Annotated in this window: 18 protein-coding genes, 2 rRNA genes and 1 other RNA gene; 3 read left to right on the plus strand and 18 right to left on the minus strand. The window is 66.8% G+C overall.

Features of this window, described 5'->3' with window-relative positions; all coding sequences use genetic code 11:
* Positions 1-4: 4 nt before the first annotated feature.
* The 12 genes from ADE01S_RS28480 to rnpB all read right to left on the minus strand — a co-directional run bounded on the left by ADE01S_RS28480 (position 5) and on the right by rnpB (position 14473).
* Positions 5-955, minus strand: coding sequence for a D-alanine--D-alanine ligase (locus ADE01S_RS28480; RefSeq protein WP_062685132.1), 951 nt, complete (start codon positions 953-955; stop codon positions 5-7).
* Positions 952-2358, minus strand: a complete 1407-nt coding sequence (murC, locus tag ADE01S_RS28485; protein WP_062685133.1) for a UDP-N-acetylmuramate--L-alanine ligase — start codon at positions 2356-2358, stop codon at positions 952-954. The genes ADE01S_RS28480 and murC overlap by 4 nt, the downstream gene beginning before the upstream one ends.
* Positions 2355-3431: an undecaprenyldiphospho-muramoylpentapeptide beta-N-acetylglucosaminyltransferase gene (murG, locus tag ADE01S_RS28490; RefSeq protein WP_062685134.1), complete on the minus strand. Its 1077-nt coding sequence runs from the start codon at positions 3429-3431 to the stop codon at positions 2355-2357. The genes murC and murG overlap by 4 nt, the downstream gene beginning before the upstream one ends.
* Positions 3428-4621, minus strand: coding sequence for a putative lipid II flippase FtsW (gene ftsW, locus ADE01S_RS28495; RefSeq protein WP_062685135.1), 1194 nt, complete (start codon positions 4619-4621; stop codon positions 3428-3430). The genes murG and ftsW overlap by 4 nt, the downstream gene beginning before the upstream one ends.
* Complete coding sequence (gene murD, locus ADE01S_RS28500) at positions 4618-6150, minus strand: UDP-N-acetylmuramoyl-L-alanine--D-glutamate ligase (protein WP_062685136.1); 1533 nt, start codon at positions 6148-6150, stop codon at positions 4618-4620. The genes ftsW and murD overlap by 4 nt, the downstream gene beginning before the upstream one ends.
* Positions 6147-7316 (minus strand): phospho-N-acetylmuramoyl-pentapeptide-transferase, encoded by a 1170-nt coding sequence (gene mraY, locus ADE01S_RS28505; RefSeq protein WP_062685137.1) that lies wholly within the window; start codon positions 7314-7316, stop codon positions 6147-6149. The genes murD and mraY overlap by 4 nt, the downstream gene beginning before the upstream one ends.
* Entirely contained in the window at positions 7306-10167 is a 2862-nt protein-coding gene (gene murF / locus ADE01S_RS28510) for a bifunctional UDP-N-acetylmuramoyl-L-alanyl-D-glutamate--2,6-diaminopimelate ligase MurE/UDP-N-acetylmuramoyl-tripeptide--D-alanyl-D-alanine ligase MurF (RefSeq protein ID WP_062685138.1), read from the minus strand. Before murF ends, mraY begins: the two co-directional genes overlap by 11 nt.
* The gene (locus ADE01S_RS28515; RefSeq protein ID WP_062685139.1) at positions 10164-11894 is read right to left on the minus strand and encodes a peptidoglycan D,D-transpeptidase FtsI family protein; all 1731 of its coding nucleotides are present in this window, start codon (positions 11892-11894) and stop codon (positions 10164-10166) included. Before ADE01S_RS28515 ends, murF begins: the two co-directional genes overlap by 4 nt.
* Complete coding sequence (gene ftsL / locus ADE01S_RS28520; RefSeq protein WP_062685140.1) at positions 11891-12181, minus strand: cell division protein FtsL; 291 nt, start codon at positions 12179-12181, stop codon at positions 11891-11893. The genes ADE01S_RS28515 and ftsL overlap by 4 nt, the downstream gene beginning before the upstream one ends.
* Positions 12181-13278 carry a 16S rRNA (cytosine(1402)-N(4))-methyltransferase RsmH gene (gene rsmH / locus ADE01S_RS28525; RefSeq protein ID WP_062685141.1) on the minus strand — a complete coding sequence of 366 codons (1098 nt, stop codon included), beginning with the start codon at positions 13276-13278 and terminating at the stop codon, positions 12181-12183. The genes ftsL and rsmH overlap by 1 nt, the downstream gene beginning before the upstream one ends.
* 7 nt (positions 13279-13285) lie before the next feature.
* Positions 13286-13714 carry a division/cell wall cluster transcriptional repressor MraZ gene (mraZ, locus tag ADE01S_RS28530; protein WP_062685149.1) on the minus strand — a complete coding sequence of 143 codons (429 nt, stop codon included), beginning with the start codon at positions 13712-13714 and terminating at the stop codon, positions 13286-13288.
* A 353-nt stretch (positions 13715-14067) separates the two neighbouring features.
* Positions 14068-14473: RNase P RNA component class A (gene rnpB / locus ADE01S_RS28535), an RNA gene on the minus strand.
* 131 nt (positions 14474-14604) lie between these two features.
* Here rnpB and ADE01S_RS28540 point away from each other — a divergent pair.
* A complete protein-coding gene (locus tag ADE01S_RS28540) occupies positions 14605-16431 on the plus strand; it encodes an ATP-binding cassette domain-containing protein (protein ID WP_062685142.1) in 1827 nt (608 codons plus the stop codon).
* Positions 16432-16537: 106 nt separating this feature from the next.
* Here the strand turns inward: ADE01S_RS28540 and pyrC are convergent, their stop codons facing one another.
* Together pyrC and ADE01S_RS28550 are read right to left on the minus strand one after the other, a co-directional pair.
* Entirely contained in the window at positions 16538-17602 is a 1065-nt protein-coding gene (gene pyrC / locus ADE01S_RS28545) for a dihydroorotase (protein WP_062685143.1), read from the minus strand.
* An 11-nt stretch (positions 17603-17613) separates the two neighbouring features.
* A complete protein-coding gene (locus ADE01S_RS28550) occupies positions 17614-18807 on the minus strand; it encodes a M20 aminoacylase family protein (RefSeq protein ID WP_062685144.1) in 1194 nt (397 codons plus the stop codon).
* Positions 18808-18954: 147 nt separating this feature from the next.
* On the opposite strand from ADE01S_RS28550, the gene ADE01S_RS28555 reads away from it, so the two are divergent.
* Positions 18955-19233 (plus strand): SWIB/MDM2 domain-containing protein, encoded by a 279-nt coding sequence (locus ADE01S_RS28555; protein WP_006217453.1) that lies wholly within the window; start codon positions 18955-18957, stop codon positions 19231-19233.
* A gap of 170 nt (positions 19234-19403) precedes the next feature.
* Here ADE01S_RS28555 and gcvA read toward each other — a convergent pair whose 3' ends face one another.
* Positions 19404-20279: a transcriptional regulator GcvA gene (gcvA, locus tag ADE01S_RS28560; protein WP_062685145.1), complete on the minus strand. Its 876-nt coding sequence runs from the start codon at positions 20277-20279 to the stop codon at positions 19404-19406.
* Between the two features lie 139 nt (positions 20280-20418).
* Between gcvA and ADE01S_RS28565 the strand changes: the two genes are divergently transcribed.
* Positions 20419-21024, plus strand: a complete 606-nt coding sequence (locus ADE01S_RS28565) for a LysE family translocator (RefSeq protein ID WP_062685146.1) — start codon at positions 20419-20421, stop codon at positions 21022-21024.
* A gap of 151 nt (positions 21025-21175) precedes the next feature.
* On the opposite strand, the gene ADE01S_RS28570 is transcribed toward ADE01S_RS28565, so the two are convergent.
* The 3 genes from ADE01S_RS28570 to rrf (ADE01S_RS28580) all read right to left on the minus strand — a co-directional run bounded on the left by ADE01S_RS28570 (position 21176) and on the right by rrf (ADE01S_RS28580) (position 22094).
* Positions 21176-21541, minus strand: a complete 366-nt coding sequence (locus ADE01S_RS28570) for a DUF4870 family protein (RefSeq protein WP_062685147.1) — start codon at positions 21539-21541, stop codon at positions 21176-21178.
* 170 nt (positions 21542-21711) lie between these two features.
* Positions 21712-21824: ribosomal RNA gene (rrf, locus tag ADE01S_RS28575) — 5S ribosomal RNA — on the minus strand.
* Between the two features lie 157 nt (positions 21825-21981).
* A 5S ribosomal RNA gene (gene rrf, locus ADE01S_RS28580) occupies positions 21982-22094 on the minus strand.
* Positions 22095-22242: the final 148 nt, after the last annotated feature.

Here is a 22242-nt window from a genome sequence, read left to right on the forward strand (position 1 = left end):
CAGGTCAATCGTTGCGGGCCGGGCTGCGCACCTTGCACGCGGCCTCGGACAAAATTGCCACGCACAGATCGGCATAGCTGATTCCCACGGCCTTGGCCGCCATGGGAACGAGTGAATGGCTGGTCATGCCAGGCGAGGTATTCATTTCAAGCAGCCACGGCCGGTTGTCCTGGTCGAGGATGAAGTCGGCGCGGCCCCAGCCTTCGCAGCCCAGCACCTGGTAGGCCTTGACGGCGATCCGGGCGACTTCCTCCGCCACCTCGGGCGGCAGGGTGGCGGGGCAGAAGTACTGCGTATCGTCGGAGAAATACTTGTGTTCGTAGTCGTAGTTGCCGCCGGGCGCGGCGATCTCGATCACGGGCAGCGCGCGCGCCGCCTTGCCGCCCCCCAGCACCGCCACGGTCAGCTCGCGGCCGCTGATGAACTGCTCGGCCAACACTTCGCTGTCGTAGCGCGCGGCCGCGGCATAGGCTTCCTTCATGTCGGAATAGCCCACCACCTTGGTGATGCCGACCGTCGATCCCTCGTGCGGCGGCTTGATGATGAGCGGCAGGCTCAGGCGGTCCGGCACCAGGCGCAGCTCGGTCTCGGCGTCCAGCAATTCGAATTCGGGCGTGGGCAGGCCGTGCTGCAGCCATACGCGCTTGGTCATGGTCTTGTCCATGGCGAGCGCGGAGGCCAGCGGGCCGCTGCCGGTATAGGGAATGCCCAGCAGTTCCAGGGCGCCCTGGATCGTGCCGTCCTCGCCGTAGCGGCCGTGCAGCGCGATGAACACGCGGTCGAATCCCTCGGCCGCCAGCTCGGACAGGCTGCGCTCGCCCGTGTCGAACAGGTGCGCGTCCACGCCGGCGCTGAGCAACGCCTGGTGCACGCCCGTGCCCGACATCAGGGACACTTCGCGCTCGGCGGAACGTCCGCCGTACAACACACCCACTTTGCCGAATTGCGTGCTCATGCCAGCTCTCCTACTTGGGCGGGGACCTTGCTGATCGAACCCGCTCCCATAACAATCACCACGTCGCCGTCGCGCACGAAGTCCAGCACCGCCTGCGGCAGTTCCGTCACGTCCTCGACGAACACCGGCTCGACCTTGCCGGCCACGCGCAGCGCGCGCGACAGAGCCCGGCCATCCGCAGCCACCAGCGGCGGTTCGCCCGCGGCGTACACCTCGGTCAAGAGCACGGCATCCGCCGTGCCCAGCACGCGCACGAAATCCTCGAAGCAGTCCCGCGTCCGCGTGTAGCGGTGCGGCTGGAACGCCAGCACGATGCGGCGGTCGGGCCAGGCGCCTCGGGCGGCGGCCAGCGTGGCCGCCATTTCCACCGGATGGTGGCCGTAGTCGTCGATCACCGTGAAGGTGCCGCCGCCGTGGCTGGCCGGCACCGGGAACTCGCCGGTCTGGGTGAAGCGGCGGCCCACGCCCTTGAACGAGGCGAGCGCGTCGCGGATCGCGTCGTCGGACACGCCCAGTTCGGTCGCCACCGCGATCGCGGCCAGCGCGTTGCGCACGTTGTGCAGGCCCGGCAGGTTCAGTTCCACTTCCAGGGGCGGCAGCAGCGTATCGAGATGCGTGCGCTGCACGTTGAAGCGCATGCGCGTGCCGGCCGGCTGGACTTCATAGGCGTGCACCTGCGCCTCCGGGTTCAGGCCGTAGGTGGTGATCGGCCGCGACACGAAGGGCATGATCTCCCGCACGTTCGCGTCGTCCAGGCAGAGCACGGCGCTGCCGTAGAACGGCAGGCGCTGCGTGAATTCGATGAAGGCGCTCTTCAGGCGCGCCACGTCGTGTCCGTAGGTATCCATGTGATCGGCATCGATATTGGTCACGATGGCCATCACGGGCAGCAAATTGAGGAAAGAGGCGTCGGATTCGTCGGCCTCGACCACGATGTAGTCGCCCTGCCCCAACCGCGCGTTCGCGCCGGCGGAATTCAGGCGGCCGCCGATCACGAAGGTGGGGTCCAGGTCGCCGGCGGCCAGGATGCTGGCCACCAGGCTGGTCGTGGTCGTCTTGCCGTGCGTGCCGGCCACGGCGATGCCGCGCTTCAGGCGCATCAGCTCGGCCAGCATGATGGCGCGGGGCACCACCGGGATGCGGCCTGCGCGGGCCGCGATCACTTCGGGGTTGTCGCCGGCCACCGCCGTGGACGTCACGATGGCGCCGGCGCCGGTGACGTTGCTGGCCACGTGGCCGATGGCGATCTTCACGCCCAGGTCGGCCAGGCGGCGCGTCACGGCCGACTCGTTCAGGTCGGAACCGCTGATCGTGTAGCCCAGGTTGAGCAGCACCTCGGCAATCCCGCTCATGCCCGAGCCGCCGATGCCTACGAAATGGATATGTTGAATTCTGTGTTTCATGATGAACGCCCCGCTGCTTGTTCACAGGCGTCGGCGATATGGGCCGCCGCCTCGGGTCGCGCATGCGCGCGGGCCCGTTCTGCGACGGCTTGCAGTTCTTGTCGGGAGCGCTGGCCCAGCCAATCCGCCAGCCACTCGGGCGTCAACGCGGTTTGCGGCTGCAGCCAGGCGGCCTGCGCGTCGCTCAGGAAGCGCGCGTTGGCGGTCTGGTGGTCATCGATGGCATGCGGGAACGGCACGAACAGCGCCGCCACGCCCGCCGCGGCCACTTCGGACACCGTCATGGCGCCCGCGCGGCAGATCAGCAGGTCGGCCTGGCCCATGGCGCCCGCCATGTCGTCGATGAATGCGCGGCAGTCGGCTTCCACGCCTGCCTGGGCATAGGCCTGCTGCAGCGCGGGCAAGTGTTGTTCGCCGGCCTGGTGCACCACCATCGGCCGGCCCTCTCGCGGCAGAAGCGCCAGCGCTTGCGGCAAGGTGGTGTTCAACGCCTGAGCGCCCAGGCTGCCGCCCACGATCAGCAGGCGCAGCGGACCGCTATGTCCGGCGTAGCGCGCCGCCGGCTCCGGCAGCGCGCACAGGTCCGCGCGCACCGGGTTGCCCATGGCCTCGCCCTTGGGCAACACGTCCGGGAAGCCGCTGAGCACGCGGCGAGCCATTCTGGCCAGCCATTTGTTCGCGGTGCCGGCCACGGCGTTCTGTTCATGCACGACCAGGGGCATGCCGCGCAGCGCCGCGATGACGCCGCCAGGGAAAGCTACGTAGCCGCCCATGCCCAGAACCACGTCGGGCCGCACGTCGGACAGGCGCGACCAGGCTTGCCCGAACGCGCGCAGCAACAGGAACGGCAGCTTCAGGAGCGCCGACGCGCCCTTGCCGCGCACGCCCTGAAAGCGCAGCGGCACCAGCTCGATGCCGCGAGGCGGCACCAGCCGGCCTTCCATTTTGTCGGGGTTGCCCAGCCACAGCACGCGCCAGCCGCGTGCGCGCAACTCTTCGGCCACGGCCAGGCCCGGCATGATGTGCCCGCCGGTGCCGCCGGCCATGATGAGGATGCTGCGGGGCGCCGTCATACCCGTCCCCCGCGCATCATGATGCGGTTTTCCACGTCGACCCGGATAAGCATGGCCAGGGCGCACAGGTTCATCACCACGCCCGAGCCGCCATAGCTCATCAGCGGCAGGGTCAGGCCCTTGGTGGGCAGCAGGCCGAGGCAGACGCCCATATTGATGAAGGCCTGCACGCCGAACCACATGGCCACGCCGTGCGCCACCAGGCCCGCGAAAGTGCGTTCCATGGCGATCGCCTGGCGGCCGATGTCGAATCCGCGGTAGACGATGATGGCGAACAAGGTGATGACCAGCATGACGCCGGCAAAACCCAGTTCCTCGCCCACCACCGCCATCAGGAAGTCGGTGTGCGCCTCGGGCAGGTAATGCAGCTTCTCGACGCTGGCGCCCAGGCCCACGCCCAGCCATTCGCCGCGGCCCAGCGCGATCAGCGAATGCGACAGCTGGTAGGCGCTGCCATAGGCGTTGTCTTCGTTCCAGGGGTCCAGGTAGGCGAACAGGCGCGCGCGGCGCCACGGCGACAGCCAGATAAGCATCAGGAAGGTGCCGACCAGCACGGCCAGCAGGCTGCTGAAGTACTTGCCGTTGATTCCGCCCAGGAAGAGGATGCCGATGGCGATCGCCACGATCACCATGAAGGCGCCCAGGTCGGGCTCCAGCAGCAGCAGCATGCCCACGCCGGCGAGCGCGAAGGCCATGGGCAAGAACCCGCGCGCGAACGCCTGCATGTGCTCCTGCTTGCGCACCGTGTAGTCGGCGGCATACAGCAGCGCGGCCAACTTCATCAGTTCGGACGGCTGGAAATTGAGCGGACCCAGCGGAATCCAGCGATGCGCGCCGTTCACCTCGCGGCCGATGCCGGGGATCAGCACGGCGATCAGCAACACGATGGCCAGCACGAACAGCGGCACCGCCATGCGTTGCCAGACGCGGATGGGAACCGCCAGCACCACGGCCGCCCCGACCAGCCCGGCGCTGACGAACAGGCCATGGCGGATCACGAAATAGTAGCGCCCGTAGGAGGCATAGCGCGGCCCGTCGGCCAGCGCGATCGACGCCGAATACACCATCAGCAGGCCGAGCAGGAGCAACGTCGACGACGCGATGACCAGCGGCAGGTCGAAGTTGCGCATGCGGGTACGGCCGGGCCGTACGGCGTTGACGCTGGCGGTGAGATCGGCGATCAGGCTCATGCCACCTCTCCCCGGTCGCGGGCCAGGTCTTCGACCTCTTCCACGAACACTTGTCCGCGATGCGGATAGTTGCGGAACATATCCAGGCTGGCGCAGGCCGGCGACAGCAGCACCGCGTCGCCGGGTTGCGCCAGGTCGGCCGCGCCGCGCACCGCGTCGCGCAGCGTCTCGACCGCCACGCAGTTCACGCCCGTCGCGGCCAGCACGCGCCCGATTTCCGGGCCGTCCACGCCGATCAGCATGACGGCGCGCGCATGGCGCGACACCACCGGGATCAGCGGCGAGAAATCCTGGCCCTTGCCCTGCCCGCCCGCGATCAGCACGACCGGCTGGCCCAGGCCTTCCAGCGCGGCCACGGTGGCGCCGACGTTGGTGCCCTTGCTGTCGTTGATGTAGTCCACGCCCCCGATCGTGCGCACGAATGCCGCGCGGTGGGGTTCGCCGGTGTACTCGCGCAGCGCGCGCAGCATGGCGCCCCAGCCCAGGTCCAGGCAACGGCCGAGCTGCAAGGCGGCCAGCGCGTTCAGGGCATTGTGGATGCCGCGGATGCGCAGGGCATCCACCGGCATCAGCCGGCTCATGCGTCCCTTGGCGCGCACGGGTGCCGGCGCGTCCTTCTTGCGGCGCGGCGGCGGCGCAGGCTCGTCGAAATCGTTCGGTTCGCTCGCCACCAGCCAGGCCACTCCCTGGCCCAGTTCCAGGCCCATGTCGCCCACCATTTCCGGCACGTCGCGGCCGAAGGTGCGCACGTTCATGGCGTCCAGGGCCGGCACCATCTCGATGGTGTACGGGTCCTCGCGGTTGACGATGGCCACGCGCGCCATGCTCAGCAGGCGCGCCTTGGCCGCCGCGTAGGCTTCCATGCCGCCATGCCAGTCCAGATGGTCCTGGGTGACGTTGAGCACGACGGCCGCGTCGGCCATCAGCGAGCGCGTGGTTTCCAGCTGGAAGCTGGACAGTTCCAGCACCCAGACCTGGGGCAGCGCGTCGGCGTCCAGCGCCGTCATCAGCGCGGCCAGCGCCGCGGGGCTGATATTGCCCGCCGCGACAGCCGACAGGCCGCTGGCCTCGACCAGCTGCCGCGTCAACGCGGTAACGGTGGTCTTGCCGTTGGTGCCCGTCACGGCCAGCAGGCGCGGCCGGTATTCGCGCGTCTCGGCCAGTTCGGCCAGGGCGCGCGCGAACAGTTCGATCTCGCCCACGATTTCGATGCCGCGGGCCTCGGCCTCGCGCAGCAGGGCCGCGGCCGGCGCCTGGCCCGGCGCAAGCCCCGGGCTCAGCACGAGTTGGTCCACGCCATCGAGCAGCGCGGTGTCGAAAGCCTCGTCGCAACCGAGGCGGTACTCGACCTCGCTGTTGGCCAGCGCCTCGCGCAGCGCGGCCAGCCCGCCCGGTTCGGCGCGCGTGTCGGCCACGCGCAAGCGGGCGCCCTGGCGGGCGCACCAGCTCGCGGCGGCCGCGCCCGTCTCGCCCAATCCGAGGATCAGGACGAGCGGCGCGCCGTCACGGGAGGTTTCCATCGTATTCATCGCAACTTCAGGGTAGAGAGGCCAATCAGCACCAGCATCATGCTGATGATCCAGAAACGCACGACCACCTGGGTTTCCTTCCAGCCGCCCACTTCAAAGTGATGATGCAGCGGGGCCATGCGGAATATGCGTCGACCTGTTCCATAACGTCGCTTCGTGTACTTGAACCAGGTCACCTGGATCATCACGGACAGCGTCTCGACCACGAACACGCCGCCCATGATGAACAGCACGATTTCCTGGCGCACGATGACGGCGATGGTGCCCAGCGCGCCGCCCAGCGCCAGCGCGCCGACGTCGCCCATGAAGACCTGCGCCGGATACGCGTTGAACCACAAAAACGCCAGCCCGGCGCCGCCGATCGCGGCGCACAGCACCATCAGTTCCGCCGCGCCCGGGATGTAGGGAAACAGCAGGTACTTGGAATAGTCCACGCGGCCGACCACGTAGGCGAAGATGCCCAGCGCGCTGCCGACCATGACGGTGGGCATGATGGCCAGGCCGTCCAGGCCGTCGGTGAGGTTCACGGCGTTGCTGGTGCCGACGATGACCGCCCAGGTCAGCGCCACGAAGCCCAGCACGCCCAGCGGATAGCTCACGGTCTTGAAGAACGGAACGATGAGGTCGGCGCGCGTCGGCAGCGACATGGTGAAGCCGCTGCCCACCCAGGCTTTGAACAAGGGCCACAGCTCGGTATTGGCGGGCGCCGACACGGCGAACGCGAGATACACCGCGGCCACCATGCCGATGGTGGCCTGCCAGAAGAATTTCTGCCGCGCGGGCATGCCTTCCGGATCGCGGTAGACCACCTTGCGGTAGTCGTCCATCCAGCCGATCCAGCCGAAGCCGAAGGTCACCAGCAACACCACCCACACGAAGCGGTTGGTCCAGTCCGCCCACAGCAGGGTGCTGATGGCGATGGAAATCAGGATCAGCACGCCGCCCATGGTGGGGGTGCCCGTCTTGACCAGGTGGGTTTCCGGGCCGTAGGAACGCACGGCCTGGCCGATCTTCATCTCGGTCAGCTTGCGGATCACGCGCGGGCCGGCCACCAGGCCGATCAGCAATGCCGTCGCGCACGCCAGGACCGCGCGCAAGGTGATGTATTCGAACACCCCGAGCGCGCGCACATCATCCGAAAGCAAGCGGGCGATTTCAAGCAGCATCGTGCTCTCCCTGCCCCTTGGCCGTCATTCCTTCATCCGTCGAAAAAGCCGTCACTACCCGCTCCATGCGCATAAAGCGCGATCCCTTTACCAATACGCAGGACGGGCGCAAGCCGCGCAACGCGGCAACCACTTCGTCTACCGATGCGCAGGCGTGCGCGCCCACGCCGAATGCGGCGGATGCCGCCCGGCTGGCTTCGCCTAGCGTGATGAGCGCGTCGAGCCCCTGCTCGCGCGCGTAATTTCCCACCTCGACATGCATGGCGGGGCCGTTGTCCCCGACCTCGCCCATGTCGCCCAATACGAGGACGCGCGCGCCGGCCATGCGCGCCAGCACGTCGATGGCCACGCGAACCGAATCGGGGTTCGCATTGTAGGTGTCGTCGATGAGCAACGTTCCGTCACTCATAGTCTTGTGCTGCATGCGGCCGGCGACCGGGCTGAAACCCGCCAGCGCCCGTACCGCGCCGTCCAGCGGCGCGCCCGCCGCGATGGCGCTGGCGATGGCCGCCAAGGCATTGCGCAGGTTGTGCAGACCGGGCACCGGCAAGACCAGGTCGGCGCTGCCGACCGGGGTCACCACACGGCAGCGCGTAGTCTTCACGTCGGCCAGGATCTGCTCGGCATATACGTCCAGGCCGGGTTGCAAGCCGAAGCGCAGCACGCGGCGCGGCTCGGCCAGGGCGTCCCAGACCGTCGAATAGGGTTCGTCGCCTGGATAAACGGCGACGCCATCCTCGGGCAGCGCGGCGATCGCGGCGCCGTTCTCGTGCGCCACCGCCTCCACGCTGTGCATGAATTCCTGGTGCTCGCGCTGGGCATTGGTCACCAGCGCCACCGTGGGCGCCGCCATGGCGGCCAACTGCGCGATTTCGCCGGGATGGTTCATGCCCAGCTCGAACACCGCCGCGCGGTGCTCGGGACGCAGGCGCAGCAGCGTCAGCGGCACGCCGATGTCATTGTTCAGGTTACCGGCCGTGGCCAGCCGGCCCGCCTCGCCGCGCCAGTCGGCCAGCATGGCGGAGATCATTTCCTTGGTCGTGGTCTTGCCGTTGCTGCCCGTCACCGCGACGACAGGCAACGAAAACTGCGCGCGCCAGGCCGCGCCGATGCGCATCAGCGCCACGCGGGTATCGCCCAGCACCAGCTGCGGCAGGCGGGAGCCGGCCACCGGGTGCGCCACCACCGCCGCGCACGCGCCGCGCGCCTCGGCCTGGTCCAGATAATCGTGCGCGTCGAAGTTGTCTCCCACCAGCGCCACGAACAGCTCGCCCGAACCGATGCGCCGCGTGTCCGTGGACACGCCCTTGACTTGCGGCAGCAGCATGGCCAGCCGCGCCCATTCGCGGTCGTCGAAGGGCAGCTTCTCGCCCCCGATGTCCTGGTAGGTTTCATGGCCCTTGCCGGCCAGCAGCACCACGTCTTCGGGCGAGGCCGCCCAGATGGTCTGCATGATGGCGCGCGCGCGGTCCACCTGCACGTCGGCGTGGGCCGACTCGGGAATGCCGGCGAGAATCTGCTGCACGATCGCTTCGGGCGACTCGGTGCGCGGATTGTCGCTGGACACGACCACGTGGTCGGCCAGGTCCGCCGCGATGCGGCCCATCTCGGGACGCTTGCCCGGATCCCGCTCGCCGCCGCATCCGAACAGGCAGACGAGGCGGCCGGAGCGCGCCACGGCAACGGCGCGCAAGGCGGTCAAGGCCCGCGACAGGGCGTCTGGCGTATGCGCGTAGTCCACCACCACCAGCGGGCCGCGGCCCGTGCCGGCCTGCGCGCCGCTGGAACCCAGCGGCTCCACGGTCTGCAGACGGCCGTCGACGGGGTCGGTCGCCGCCAGTTCGCGCGCGATCTGCGCGAACGGCAGGCCCAGCTGATACAGCACGCCCGCCACGAGCAGCAGGTTGGATACGTTGTGCGCGCCCAGCAGGCGCGTCACGATCTGGGCCTCGCCATGCGGCGAAACCAGGGTGAAGATCTGCCCTTGGGAGGTGGCCTGGAGATCGCGCGCGCGCATCGCGGCGGGGATCTCGGGGGCATCGCTCAGGCTGTAGCCCATCGCCAGCGCGGCGGGCAGGCTGGCGATCAGGCGGCGTCCGGCCTCGTCATCCGCATTGACCACCGCGGCGGTCAGGCCGGGCCAGCGGAACAGGCGGGCCTTGGCCGCCTCGTACCGTTCCATCGTGCCGTGGTAATCGAGATGGTCGCGCGTCAGGTTTGTGAACGCGGCCAGCGCCACGCGCACGCCGTCCATCCGCCCCTGCTCGATGCCGATGGACGACGCCTCCATGGCAACGGCCTTGGCCCCGGCGTCGCGCATCGCGGCCAGCGTGCGGTGCACGGTCAACACGTCGGGCGTGGTCAGTTCGCCGCCCAGCGTGCTGCCGTCCGGCAGCACCGCGCCCAGGGTGCCGATGGTGCCGCAGGGCTTGTCATTGCGGCTCAGCGCGTGGGCGATCCATTGCACGGACGACGTTTTGCCGTTGGTGCCCGTCACGGCCACCACGGCGAGCGCGGCGGACGGACGGCCGTACCAGGTGTCGCCCAGCTCGCCCAGCAGGGCGCGCAGGCCGGTCACCGGCAGCATCGGGGCTTGCGCCGCGGCGGCCTCGACGGCCTCGCTGGCGGGCGCTTCGAACAGGATCGCGCTGGCGCCCAGCGCCAGCGCCTTCTCTATATAGAGACGCCCATCGCTGGACAGGCCCGGGCAGGCGACGAACACGTCGCCCGGCTCGATCTCGCGGGAGTCCAGCTTGAGGTGCGCGGTCAGCGACACGCGCGCATGCAACCACGCCACGATTTCGGCAACCGTGGCGGCGGGGGGTATGGAGAGGAAGCCTTTGGCGCTCATCTGCCTGGCTCCTTGAGACCAGCAACAATAGTGGATTCGAAGGGCGCGTCCGGGCGCACCCCCATCAGCCGCAGGCTCCCCCCCACGATCTGGGAGAACACGGGCGCGGCGATCGCGCCGCCGTAGTAGCCGCCGACCGTCGGTTCGTCGATGGACACGGCCACCACGATCTTCGGATCCGACACCGGAGCGAAGCCGACGTACGAACTGCGGTAGCGCTGCGTGCTGTACTTGCCGTCGACGATCTTGCGCGCCGTGCCGCTCTTGCCGGCCACGCGATAGCCCTGCACCTGGGCGGCCTTGGTGCCTTCCGGACCCGCGGCGGCTTCGAGCATGGCCCGCACCAGGCCGGTCGTCTTGGGCGTATAGATCTTGACGCTGGTGGGGTCGCTGTCGCGCTTGACGAGGGTCAGCGACACCATGTCGCCGTTGCGGGCGAAAACGGTATAGGCGCGCGCCACTTGCAGCAGCGACACCGACAGGCCGTAGCCATAGGCCATCGTGGCCTTTTCGATCAGGCGCCAACGGTCCCAGGGACGCAGGCGGCCGGGCGCCGCGCCGGGAAATCCCACCTGTGGCGCCTGGCCCAGGCCCAATTCGGTGAAGCGGTCCCACATTTCGCGGGATTCCAGCTTCTCGGAGATCATCGTCATGCCGATGTTGCTGGATTTGCGCAGCACGCCGGCCACGTCCAGCGTGCCGTTGCGGCTGACGTCGCTGATCGTGCTGCCCTGGTACTGGAACCGGCCGTTGCCCGTCTCGAACAGCGTCGTCGTGCTGATGCGGCCCAGGTCCAGCGCCAGCGCGGCGGTGAAAGGCTTCATGATCGAGCCCGGCTCGAACGTGTCGGTGATGGCCTGGTTGCGCAGCTTGGCGCCGTGAAACGTCTCGCGCTTGTTCGGATCGAAGGTCGGCACGTTGGCCAGCGCCAGGATCTCGCCGGTGTGCACGTCCACGACCACGGCGGTCGCGCCCTTGGCCTGGTGCTTGTCCATGGCGTCCTTCAGGGCCTTGAACACCAGGAACTGCACGCGGGTATCGATGGACAGGCGCAGGTCGCGGCCGTCCACCGGCAGCGTGACGGCCTGCACGTCTTCGATCACGCGGCCCAGCCGGTCCTTGATGACACGGCGGCTGCCCGGACGGCCCGAGAGCTGCTGATTGAACGTCAGTTCGACGCCTTCCTGGCCCTGGTCCTCGACGCTGTTGAAGCCCACCACGTGGGCCATCACGTCGCCGTCCGGATAGTAGCGGCGGGTCTCGGGCTGCTGGTGCACACCGGGCAGGCCCAGCTGCTTGATCTTGTCGGCCACGTCCATCGAGACCTGGCGCTTCAGGTAGACGAAGTTCTTGTCTTCGTCGACCAGCCGGTGGCGCAGGTCGGCAATCGGCATTTCCAGCAACTTGGCCAGGCTGTCGAGCTGGGCGGACGTCGCCTGCTTGGCGTCTTCCGGAATGGCCCAGATGGCGCGCGCGGGCACGCTGGAGGCCAGCACGGTGCCGTTGCGGTCCATGATCTTGCCGCGCGTGGCGGCCAGGGTCAGCGTGCGCTCATAGCGCCGTTCGCCCTGCTGCTGCAGGAATTCCGTGGACAAGCCCTGCAGGAACAAGGCGCGCCCGGCCAGCACGGTGAAGCCGCCGAACAGCAGGATCAGCACCAGGCGCGCGCGCCAGGTGGGCAACTGCCCGCGCAGCACGGGATTGTCGAAGAAGGGGACGCGTTTCATTGCGCGCCTCCGCTGGCGGAGGCCGGCGCCTGATTCATATAGAGCGTGCGGTCCGGAACGATGGAGATCATCTTCAGGCCGTCACGCGCGATGGCGTCCACCCGCGCGTTGCGGGCGAGTTCGGCGCGGTCGAGCTGCAGGCGCCGCCAATTGATTTCCAGGTCGCGCGCCTGCGCCTGATCGCGGCCCAGCTCGATGAAGAGCTGGCGCGACTGATACCGGCTGGTGACCAGGGAAATGGCCGACAGCATCAGTAAAGCCGCAACGATCAGGTTGACGCGACCCATTAGCGGCGCCCTCCCTTGCCGCCGCGCCGGGGCGGCGGAGCCAGGTCGCTGCCCGGCAGGGCGCCGATCTTCACGAACGCGAAGCCGCCCTCGGCGGGCAGCGGCGTGTCCGTGCGTTCGGCGACGCGCAGAATGGCGGAACGGGCGCGGGCGTTGGCCGAGACTTCGTCGTCTTCGGCCACCACGCGCCCGAGGGAACGCAGCACCGGTTGGGGCATCTCGCTTTCCCGCAGGGGCAGGCGCGCGTGCGCGGCAGCCGGACGAGCCGCCGCCGCGATGCACTGCTTGACCATGCGGTCCTCAAGCGAATGAAAGCTGATCACCGCCAATCTCCCCCCCGGAGCCAGCAGGTCTAGAGCTGCCGCGAGGGTGCGCGCGAGCTCTTCGAGTTCCCGATTGATGTAAATCCGTAAAGCTTGAAAGGTGCGTGTGGCCGGATGCTGCCCCTTTTCGCGCGTGCGGACGGCGCTGGCGACGCACTCGGCAAGTTCGAGCGTGGTGCGCAGCGGCCTTGTTGCGCGGCGAGCAGCAATCGCCTTTGCAACCTGAAAAGCAAACCGTTCTTCGCCATAATCCGCTATGACCTCCCGCATCTCATCCACACTGGCTTGCGCCAGCCAATCCGCCACCGTGGGACCACGAGTGGTGTCCATCCGCATGTCGAGCGGGCCGTCTCGCATGAACGAGAAACCGCGCTCGGCATCGTCGATCTGAGGCGACGACACGCCCAGATCCAGCATCACGCCATCGACCTTGCCGATGCCGAGCTGCTGCAATTCTTCGGCCATGGTGGCGAAGCCTCCATGCACCACGGTGACCCTCGGGTCCGCCGCCGCCAGGGCATTGGCTACGGCGATCGCCTCCGGATCCTTGTCGAACACGACCAGCCGCGCGCCCGGACCCAGACGGCCGAGCAGCTCGCGACTATGCCCGCCACGCCCGAAGGTGCCGTCGACGAAGACGCCGCTCTCCGCTCGCGTAGCCGCAGCCGGCCCGGCTTGCTCTTGCGACCGTGCCGCGCCCTTGCCGCCGAAGCCGGCCAGCAATAACGCGTCCACCGTCGGCTCCAGCAAAACGGGCCGATGTTCGAATTCCATAACTTTTTCAGAACGAAAACTGATTCAACACATCCGGCATACCCTTGGCCAGGTCCTCAGCCTCGCGGCTGGCCAGGGTAGCGGCGTCCCACAGCTCGAAGTGCGCGCCCAGACCGAGCAGCATCACATCGCGCGTCATACCGGAAGCGTTGCGCAGTTCAGGCGCGATCAGGACCCGGCCGGAGCCGTCCAGTTCCACGTCCTGAGCGTTGCCCAGCAACAGCCGCTGCAACGCGCGGGCCGACATGGGAAAGGCGGCGATCTGCTCGCGCTTCTTTTCCCATTCGGGCCGCGGGTACACCAGCAAGCAGCCGTCAGGGTGGCGAGTCAGGGTCAGCCGGCCGTCGGCCTGCGATACGAGCGCGTCACGATGCCGGGTCGGAATCGAGATCCGTCCCTTGGCATCCAGCGTGAGCGCGCTGCTTCCCTGAAACACCACTTTTACCCCACTTAATTGCACAATTTCCTACTATTTCCCACTCTACGGTATGGGACAGGGGCGGTCAAGCGCGTGGTTGCAATTTTTTCAATCACAACAAGGACTTAGATCAATATGTAAATCCGCAAAAATAAAAACCTCCTAATAAATCAGGAGGTTGCGGCACTATCTAAAAGTCCTTCTTCAGAAGTAGCGGCTAACAATGGCTTTGCATTGTTTTACGATCGGTCCTTCGCTCCTATTGGCGAGGCTTCCCGCCGTGCCCGGCGCCGCCGGCCTTCGGAAAAATGGCGCGGCCCGGTCCGCGCGGCGCCGGAACCGATCTGGCGGCCGCCCGATTTGAGAATGAGTTGCAAGACGGATCTATAGGCCGGATTCTGTACACCAGGTTTCCCTGGCGGACGATCATTCCTCTGCGCGGACCATTGCTGGGCCGCTGTAGCCATCTACCCGCATACTCGGACGGAGCCGCCCTTCGCAGCCCGGAGGCCGCACGCATGCCTATTTGATGTTGCTCCGGATAGAGGTTGCCGCGTTTCACCCTGCGATGCCGCCGCCCGTTGCCGGACGGCGCGATACGGAGATGGCCGTACCTGTGCGCGCGATGCGCGCCCACCCCGCAGACTCGTCTCTGTGGCCCTATTCCTCAACCGCGCCCGAAGACGCGGCCGGACGGCCGTTAGCCGTTATCCTGCCCTGTGGAGTCCGGACCTTCCTCGATGGATTTTCATCCACCGCGATCGCCCGATCCGCCTTGCGGTTCGTATTCTAGTACAGGTGGCGGCTCCGTCCCCGAAGCGGACGCCTCGGCACCCGCCGCAAACGGCCTCGCGGGTTCCTGCGACAATACGCCTTGATTCGCATCGACGCAGACGCTACCCGATTACATGGCCCTCGCTACTCTCATCACCCTTACCGACGTCCAGCTGGCCTATGGCCACCATCCGCTGCTGGATCACGCCGATTTCGCCATCCAGGCCGGCGAGCGCATCGGCCTCATCGGCCGCAACGGCGCGGGCAAGTCATCCCTGCTGAGATTGCTGGATGGCAGGACCCAACCCGACGACGGCGATATCGCCCGCAGCTCCGGCCTGCGAGTGGCCACCGTGGAGCAGGAACCGGAACTCGACGAGAACGCCACGGTCTTCGACGTGGTCTGCAACGTCGAAGGCGATCACGAAGACTGGCAGCGCCCGTCGCGCGTGCGCGCCGTGCTCGAAAAACTCGGCCTGCCCGCCGACGTGCAGATCGCCGGCCTGTCGGGCGGAACGCGCAAGCGGGTCGCGCTGGCCCGCGCGCTGGTCGACGAGCCGGACCTGCTGCTGCTGGACGAACCCACCAACCACCTCGACTTCGAAGGCATCGCCTGGCTCGAAGACATGCTGCGCGGCTGGAAAGGCGCCGCCGTCATTATCACCCACGACCGCCGCTTCCTGGACTCCATCGCCACGCGCATCGTCGAGCTCGACCGCGGCAAGCTGCTGAGCTTCCCGGGCAACTTCTCGCAATGGCAGGAACGCAAGGCACAGTGGCTGGAGTCCGAACGGCTGGAGCAGGCCCGCTTCGACAAGCTGCTGGCGCAGGAAGAAGTCTGGATCCGCAAGGGCGTCGAAGCGCGCCGCACCCGCAACGAAGGCCGCGTTCGCCGCCTGGAACAGCTGCGGGTCGAACGCGCCGAACGCCGAGAACGCGTCGGCAACGTTTCGCTGGCGCTGGCCGAAGGCCAGCGCTCCGGCAAGCTCGTCGCCGAGCTCGAACACATCGGCAAGACCTTCGGCGACAAAATCGTGGTGGACGACTACTCCACCACCATCCTGCGCGGCGACCGCATCGGCATCATCGGCCCCAACGGCGCCGGCAAGACCACCCTGCTCAAGCTGATCCTGGGTGAAATGCAGCCCGACAGCGGCACCACGCGGATGGGCACCAACGTGTCCGTCGCCTACTTCGACCAGATGCGCGCGCAACTGGACGAGAACGCCACGCTGGTGGACATCATCAGCCCGGGCAGCGAATGGGTCGAGATCGGCGGCACCCGCAAGCACGTCATGAGCTACCTGGGCGACTTCCTGTTCTCGCCCGCCCGCGCCGGTTCGCCGGTGCGCAGCCTGTCCGGCGGCGAACGCGCCCGCCTGCTGCTGGCGCGACTGTTCGCCCGCCCCGCCAACGTGCTGGTGCTGGACGAACCCACCAACGACCTCGACATCGAAACCCTGGAACTGCTGGAAGAGTTGCTGCAGGAGTACCAGGGCACGGTGCTGCTGGTCAGCCATGACCGGGCCTTCCTCAATAACGTGGTCACGCAAACCATCGCCTACGAGGGCAACGGCCGCTGGCGCGATTACGTGGGCGGCTACGACGAGTGGGTCGCGCAGCGGCCCGCGCCGGCGGCCCCCGCCGAAGACGCCGCCGCTGCCGCCCGGCCCGCCGACGATGCCGCCGCGCGCGCCAAGGCCGCGCGTCCCAAGCCGGCCAAGTCCGCCAAGATGAACTCCTGGGAACTGCGCGAACTGGAAGGCCTGCCCGACGCCATCGCCGCCCTGGAGGCGCAGCAGGCCGAACTCGCCGGCAAGCTCGCCGACGGGAGCCTGTATCGCGACGCGCCCGCCGAGGTCGAGCGCATCAACGGCGAACTGGCCAAGCTGGAAAGCGAACTCGAAGAACGCTTCGCCCGCTGGGAACTGCTGGAAGCGCGCCGCGAAGGCACGCTGTAATCAGGCTGTCTCTATATACATATAGAGGCGCAAGAACAATGCCCCCGACGTCGGGGGCATTTTTTAATGGCGCGCCCCTTGCGGAGCGGCGCCGTCCCGCGGCCGGTCAGGCCCGCGCGCGCCAGGTCAGCGCTTCGCCCGCGGCCAGCGGAACCAACGTCGTGTTGCCGAACGCCAGCTCCTCGGGCACCTGATAGGCCTCGCGCGCCAGCGTCAACGTGCCCGTATTGCGCGGCAAGCCGTAGAAGTCCGGGCCGTGGAAACTGGCGAAACCTTCCAGCTTGTCCAGCTTGCCCACCGCGTCGAACGCGGTTGCGTACAACTCCATGGCGTGCAGGGCGGTGTAGCAGCCGGCGCAGCCGCAGGCATGCTCCTTCAGGCCGCGCGCATGCGGCGCGCTGTCGGTTCCCAGGAAGAAACGCGGGTTGCCGCTAGTGGCCGCGTCGACCAGCGCAAGGCGGTGCGTCTCGCGCTTGAGGACGGGCAGACAGTAGAAGTGCGGCCGCACGCCGCCCTGGAAAATCGCGTTGCGGTTGTACAGCAGGTGCTGCGGCGTGATCGTCGCGGCAATGGGGCCTTCGGCATCCCGCACGTACTCCGCGCCTTCTTTCGTCGTGATGTGTTCGAACACCACCTTCAAGGCGGGGAAAGCGCGGCGCAGCGGCTTCATGACGCGTTCGACAAAGATCGCCTCGCGGTCGAACAGATCGATGGACGGATCCGTCACTTCGCCATGCACCAACAGCGGCATGCCGCATTTTTCCAGTGCTTCCAGCGCCTTGGCGCACTTGCCCAGCAGGTCCGTCACGCCGGCGTCCGAATTGGTCGTGGCGCCCGCGGGGTAGAGCTTCACGGCATAGACCTGGCCCGACTCGTAGGCGCGGAATATCTCTTCCGACGAGGTGTTGTCGGTGAGGTAAAGCGTCATCAGCGGCGTGAAGGCGTCGGCATTGCCTCCCGCTTTCTTCAAGGCCTCAAGAATGCGGCCGCGATAGGCCAGCGCCTGCTCGGTGGTCGTGACCGGCGGCTTCAGGTTGGGCATGATGATGGCGCGCGCGAACTGGCGCGCGGTGTCTGCCACCACGGCCTCCAGGGCGGCGCCGTCGCGCAGGTGCAAATGCCAGTCGTCCGGCCGGGTGATGGTGAGCTGAGTCGTGCTTTGAGTAGACATGGAAGGGCTTCTTAATCTGCCAGCGGCATGCCCCGTTCGGCCAGCGCGCAGAACATCGCGCTGCCCAGGGGAATGACGGCATCGTTGAAATCGAAATGCGAGTTGTGCAGCACGCAGCCGGAATCGGCCCCGCCCTGCCCGAGCCGGAAATAGGCGCCCGGCTTGCTCTGCAACATGAAGGAGAAATCTTCGGAGCCCATCGAAGGCACCAGGTCCCGCACCACGTTCTCCTTGCCTATCATCTCGGTGGCGATGTCGGCCACCAGGTTGGCGTGCTGCGGCGTGTTCAGGGTTGCGGGATAAATGCGTTCGTAGATTACCTCCGCCGTGCCGCCGAAAGCACCCGCGATCGCCGACACCAGTTCGCGCATGCGCGTTTCCACCATTTCCTGCACGGACTTGCGGAACGTGCGCACCGTGCCCACCATCTTGGCCTCACGCGGAATCACGCTCATCGCGCCGGGATGCCCGGCCTGCAGGGATCCGATGGAAACGACCGCCGAATCCAGCGGATTCACGTTGCGCGACACGATCGTCTGCAAGGCCGTGATGATCTGCCCCGCGATAGTGACCGGATCGATGGTCTGGTAGGGATGCGCGCCGTGGCCGCCGCGCCCCGTGATCTGGATCTCGAAGCGATCGGCCGCGGCCATCATCGGCCCGGGGTTGATGCCCACGGTGCCGGGCTTCAGGCCCGGCCAATTATGCAGCGCGTAGATCGCATCGCACGGAAAGGTGTCGAAGAGGCCATCTTCCAGCATGGCGCGCGCGCCGCCGCGGCCTTCCTCGGCGGGCTGAAAAATCAACACGGCGGTGCCGTCGAAATTGCGCGTTTGCGCCAGATACTTGGCCGCCCCGATCAAGATCGCCGTGTGGCCGTCATGCCCGCAGCCGTGCATAAGCCCCGGCTTCGTGGACTTGTGGCCGAAATCGTTGTCCTCCGTCATGGGCAGCGCATCCATGTCGGCGCGCAGGCCGATCATGCGTCCGCTGTCGCAGCGCTTGCCGCGGATGACGCCGACCACGCCCGTCTTGCCGATGCCCCGATGCACCTCGATCCCCAGCGCTTCCAGCGCGCCGGCCACGATTCCGGACGTCCGCACCTCCTCGAAACCCAGTTCGGGATGAGCATGCAGATCGCGCCGCAGCGCCGTCAATTCGTCATGAAACAGCCGGATTGATTCCAGTGGAGAACGTGCGTACATAGGAGGTTACAGAATGACGAGAGAGGGGGGACAATCTGTGCATTTTAGTTGCTACAGAGGATAAATGCCTTTGTCTTTACGGGAGAGACACGTTATGCTCCGGCCGCAGGACAATTTTTCCAACAGCCAGAGAAGGAGCGCCGCATTATGGCCACAACCTCCAAACCCGCGACCGCGCGCAAGCCGAACGCTGCATTCATGAAGCCCCTGACCCCCAGCGCCGAGTTGGCCGCTGTCATCGGCTCGGAAGCCGTGCCGCGTACCGAGGTCACCAAGAAGATCTGGGAATACATCAAGAAGCACAACCTGCAAGATGCCAGCAACAAGCGCAACATCAACGCCGATGCCAAGCTGCGCCCGATCTTCGGCAAGGATCAGGTCACGATGTTCGAACTGACCAAGCTGGTCAACGCACATCTGAAATAAGCAGGCAAAGGGCGTACCCCGTACGTCCCTGCCTCCTGCTCGCCTCGACGCCCTGGCTCAGTGCCGGGCGAGCATGAATCCGCTGCGCCACGTCCCCCGCGTCACATCCCATCCGCCAGCGGCAACCCTGCCAGCTGTGCCGGCATCGCTTTATCCGCATCCCTCCATCGTCAAGCCTGGCGCGCTTCTTCAAGCAACCAGCCGCGAAATGCCGCCAAGTCCGGACGCTGCGTCGCCAGTCGCGGATACACGATCCAATAGCTGTAGTCGTTCGGCAGAACCAGATCGAAGAGCCGCACCAAACGCCCTTTGCGCAAGTCGTCGCCGGCGAGCGTCAAGCGCCCCAGAGCCACTCCCTGCCCGTCCGCCGCGGCCTGCAGGACCAGCGCCGAATCATTGAATACCGGACCTTGCGACAGGTCCAGCGTGACGTTCGCATGACGGCACCATTGGGACCACGCCGCGCGCGGCTGGTCATGCAACAACGACACCGAAGCCAGATCGGCCGGCTCAGCCAGCATTGGCGGGCCTTTCGCCAATGCCGGACTGCACACGGGAGACAGCGATTCGCGCGCCACCAGGTCCGCTTTGAGCCCCGGCCAGCGGCCCAGGCCCGAACGGATGCCGGCGTCGAATCCCTCGCCGCCATCCCAGGTTTCCAGGGAACTGGTTACGCGCAAATCCACGTCGGGATGCCTGGCCCGGAAAGCGGGCAGGCGCGGCAACAGCCAGCGCGAGGCGAATGACGGCAGCACGGTAATGCGCAGTGGCCCTGTAGCGGCCTCGCGCACGCGTCCGGTCGCGGCCGCGATATGGTCGAAGGCCTGCGACAGCTCCGCCAGATACGAGGCGCCTTTGCGCGTGAGCGTCAGCGCGTGCCCGCGCCTCGTGAACATGGGCTCGCCCAGCCACTCTTCCAGTTGCCGCACCTGATGGCTGATCGCGGCTTGCGTCACGCACAGCTCGTCCGCGGCCCGCGTAAAGCTCAGGTGCCGGGCGGCGGCCTCGAAGGCGCGCAACGCTCCGAGAGGAGGCAGGCGTCGCATGGTCCTTGATTAGCTGTATTTATGAAGCGTATGAGAATAGATCGTTTTGAAACGGCCGGATAGCGCTATCTACTAGAGCCTTTCGGGCCGCAGCCATCAGGCGTCATCGGCCCGCCCACTCGATGAAAGGACGGCGGCAATGATGGCATGGGATGTTTGGGCGGTGTTCCTCGGCTATGCGGTGCCGATGATCGTCAGCCCGGGGCCCGGCAATACTCTGCTGGCTACCGCCGGCGGTCGCTACGGGGTACGCGGCTCGGTGCCGTTCTGGGTAGGCTTCGAGGCCGGCAACCTGGCGCTTTGCGCCCTTTATGGCCTGGGCCTGGGCGGAACGCTCCATGAATATCCGCAGCTCCACGCCATCCTGAAATGGGCGGGCGCCGCATATCTGCTGTACCTCGCATGGGGCTTCTTCCGCGCCAGCGCCGCGCCAGCAGGCGGACAGGACGGCGGCAAGCGACTGGGCGCGGTGGACGGCTTCGTCTGCGTGGTGCTGAACCCGAAAATCCACTCGATGATCATCGTCATGTTCGCGCAGTTCCTGACGCCGGGGGCCGGCCTTGCCGGCCAGGTCGCCCAACTGAGCGCCGCATTCGTGGTATTGGGCCTGTTCTGCCACTTCCCGTGGATCTACGGCGGCCAGGTCGTGCTGGGCCGCTATACCTCGCCCCGCGCCTTGCGGGTCCAGGCGCTGGTGTTCGGCGGCGCGATGCTGGCCGTCGCCGCCTACGTGGTGCTTTCCTGATCGTGCGCAGACCGCGCACGAATGGAATTCGGTCCTGGCTATTGGACGGAAAACAGGCTCGCCAGTGTCGCATCCGGGACCGATGCGCGTCCCGCGTGCCAATAGAAAAAGGCCGGCATAGGCCGACCTTTCGCGCAAGGCTGGAATCCGATCAGGCGTAGGTAGTCGGCGCCGCGCCTTCCAACAGGGCCAGCCAGCCCTTGATCAGGCGGTACAGCACCCAGACCACGGTAGCGGCCAGGCCGATCCATCCGATGAAAATCAAGGTCGCGATGGCGCTGATGGCCAGCCACAGCAAGGCCCACCAGAACGTGCGCAGCAGCCAGTCGAAGTGGGAGGCATACACGGTGCCCGCGGCATCCGAGCGCTTGATGTACATCAGCACAACGGCCGCCAAGGTGGCGATGCCCAGAAATCCACTCGTCAGAAAGCCCAGGGCGTACAGGCCATAAGCAACGTGGGTCAGCGTGCGCAGATCTAAAGTCGTACCGGGCACGGGGGTCTGGGGATCACTCACGATAACGCTCCAACGAATTGACTCGGTCAATCTTACCGCACAAAGCCACCCCGCCCACGGCCGTTGTTATTTGGGCACATTCAATGCTGGCGCGGCTTGCAGCCTGATCGTCCACTTGCAGGCACCAAAGAAAAACCCCGCAGCGCTAGCTGCGGGGTTCCTGGTTTGAAGCCTGACAATGACCTACTTTCACGGACGTCCGTCCACTATCATCGGCGCAAAGGCGTTTCACTGTCCTGTTCGGGATGGGAAGGAGTGGGACCACCTCGCTATGGTTGTCAGGCATAGCTGTTTGAACGCCTGCCTTCAAGGCAAGCGCTCCAATGCTGGAGCTGGCCCAACGGTTGGCACCTGGAGACTGGCTCGACAGGCGCCCGCCATGGGCTTTCACAAAAAACAAAACCCCACAGGGTGTACCTGTGGGGTTTTGAGCAATAAAAGCCTGACGATGACCTACTTTCACAGACGTCCGTCCACTATCATCGGCGCAAAGTCGTTTCACTGTCCTGTTCGGGATGGGAAGGAGTGGGACCAACTCGCTATGGTCGTCAGGCGTAACTGGTTGAGCGGCTGCTAGCGCAACTGCTCCAATCTTGGAAGAAACACAACGTGTGGGTAATCAGAGACTAAGCTCGATGATCACGCGCACAGTGGGATGTAATTGGTGTTGGCTGGCCGCCGACGGTGCGGCCAGATTTGTA

Source organism: Achromobacter denitrificans NBRC 15125 (assembly GCF_001571365.1).
GTDB lineage: Bacteria > Pseudomonadota > Gammaproteobacteria > Burkholderiales > Burkholderiaceae_B > Achromobacter > Achromobacter denitrificans.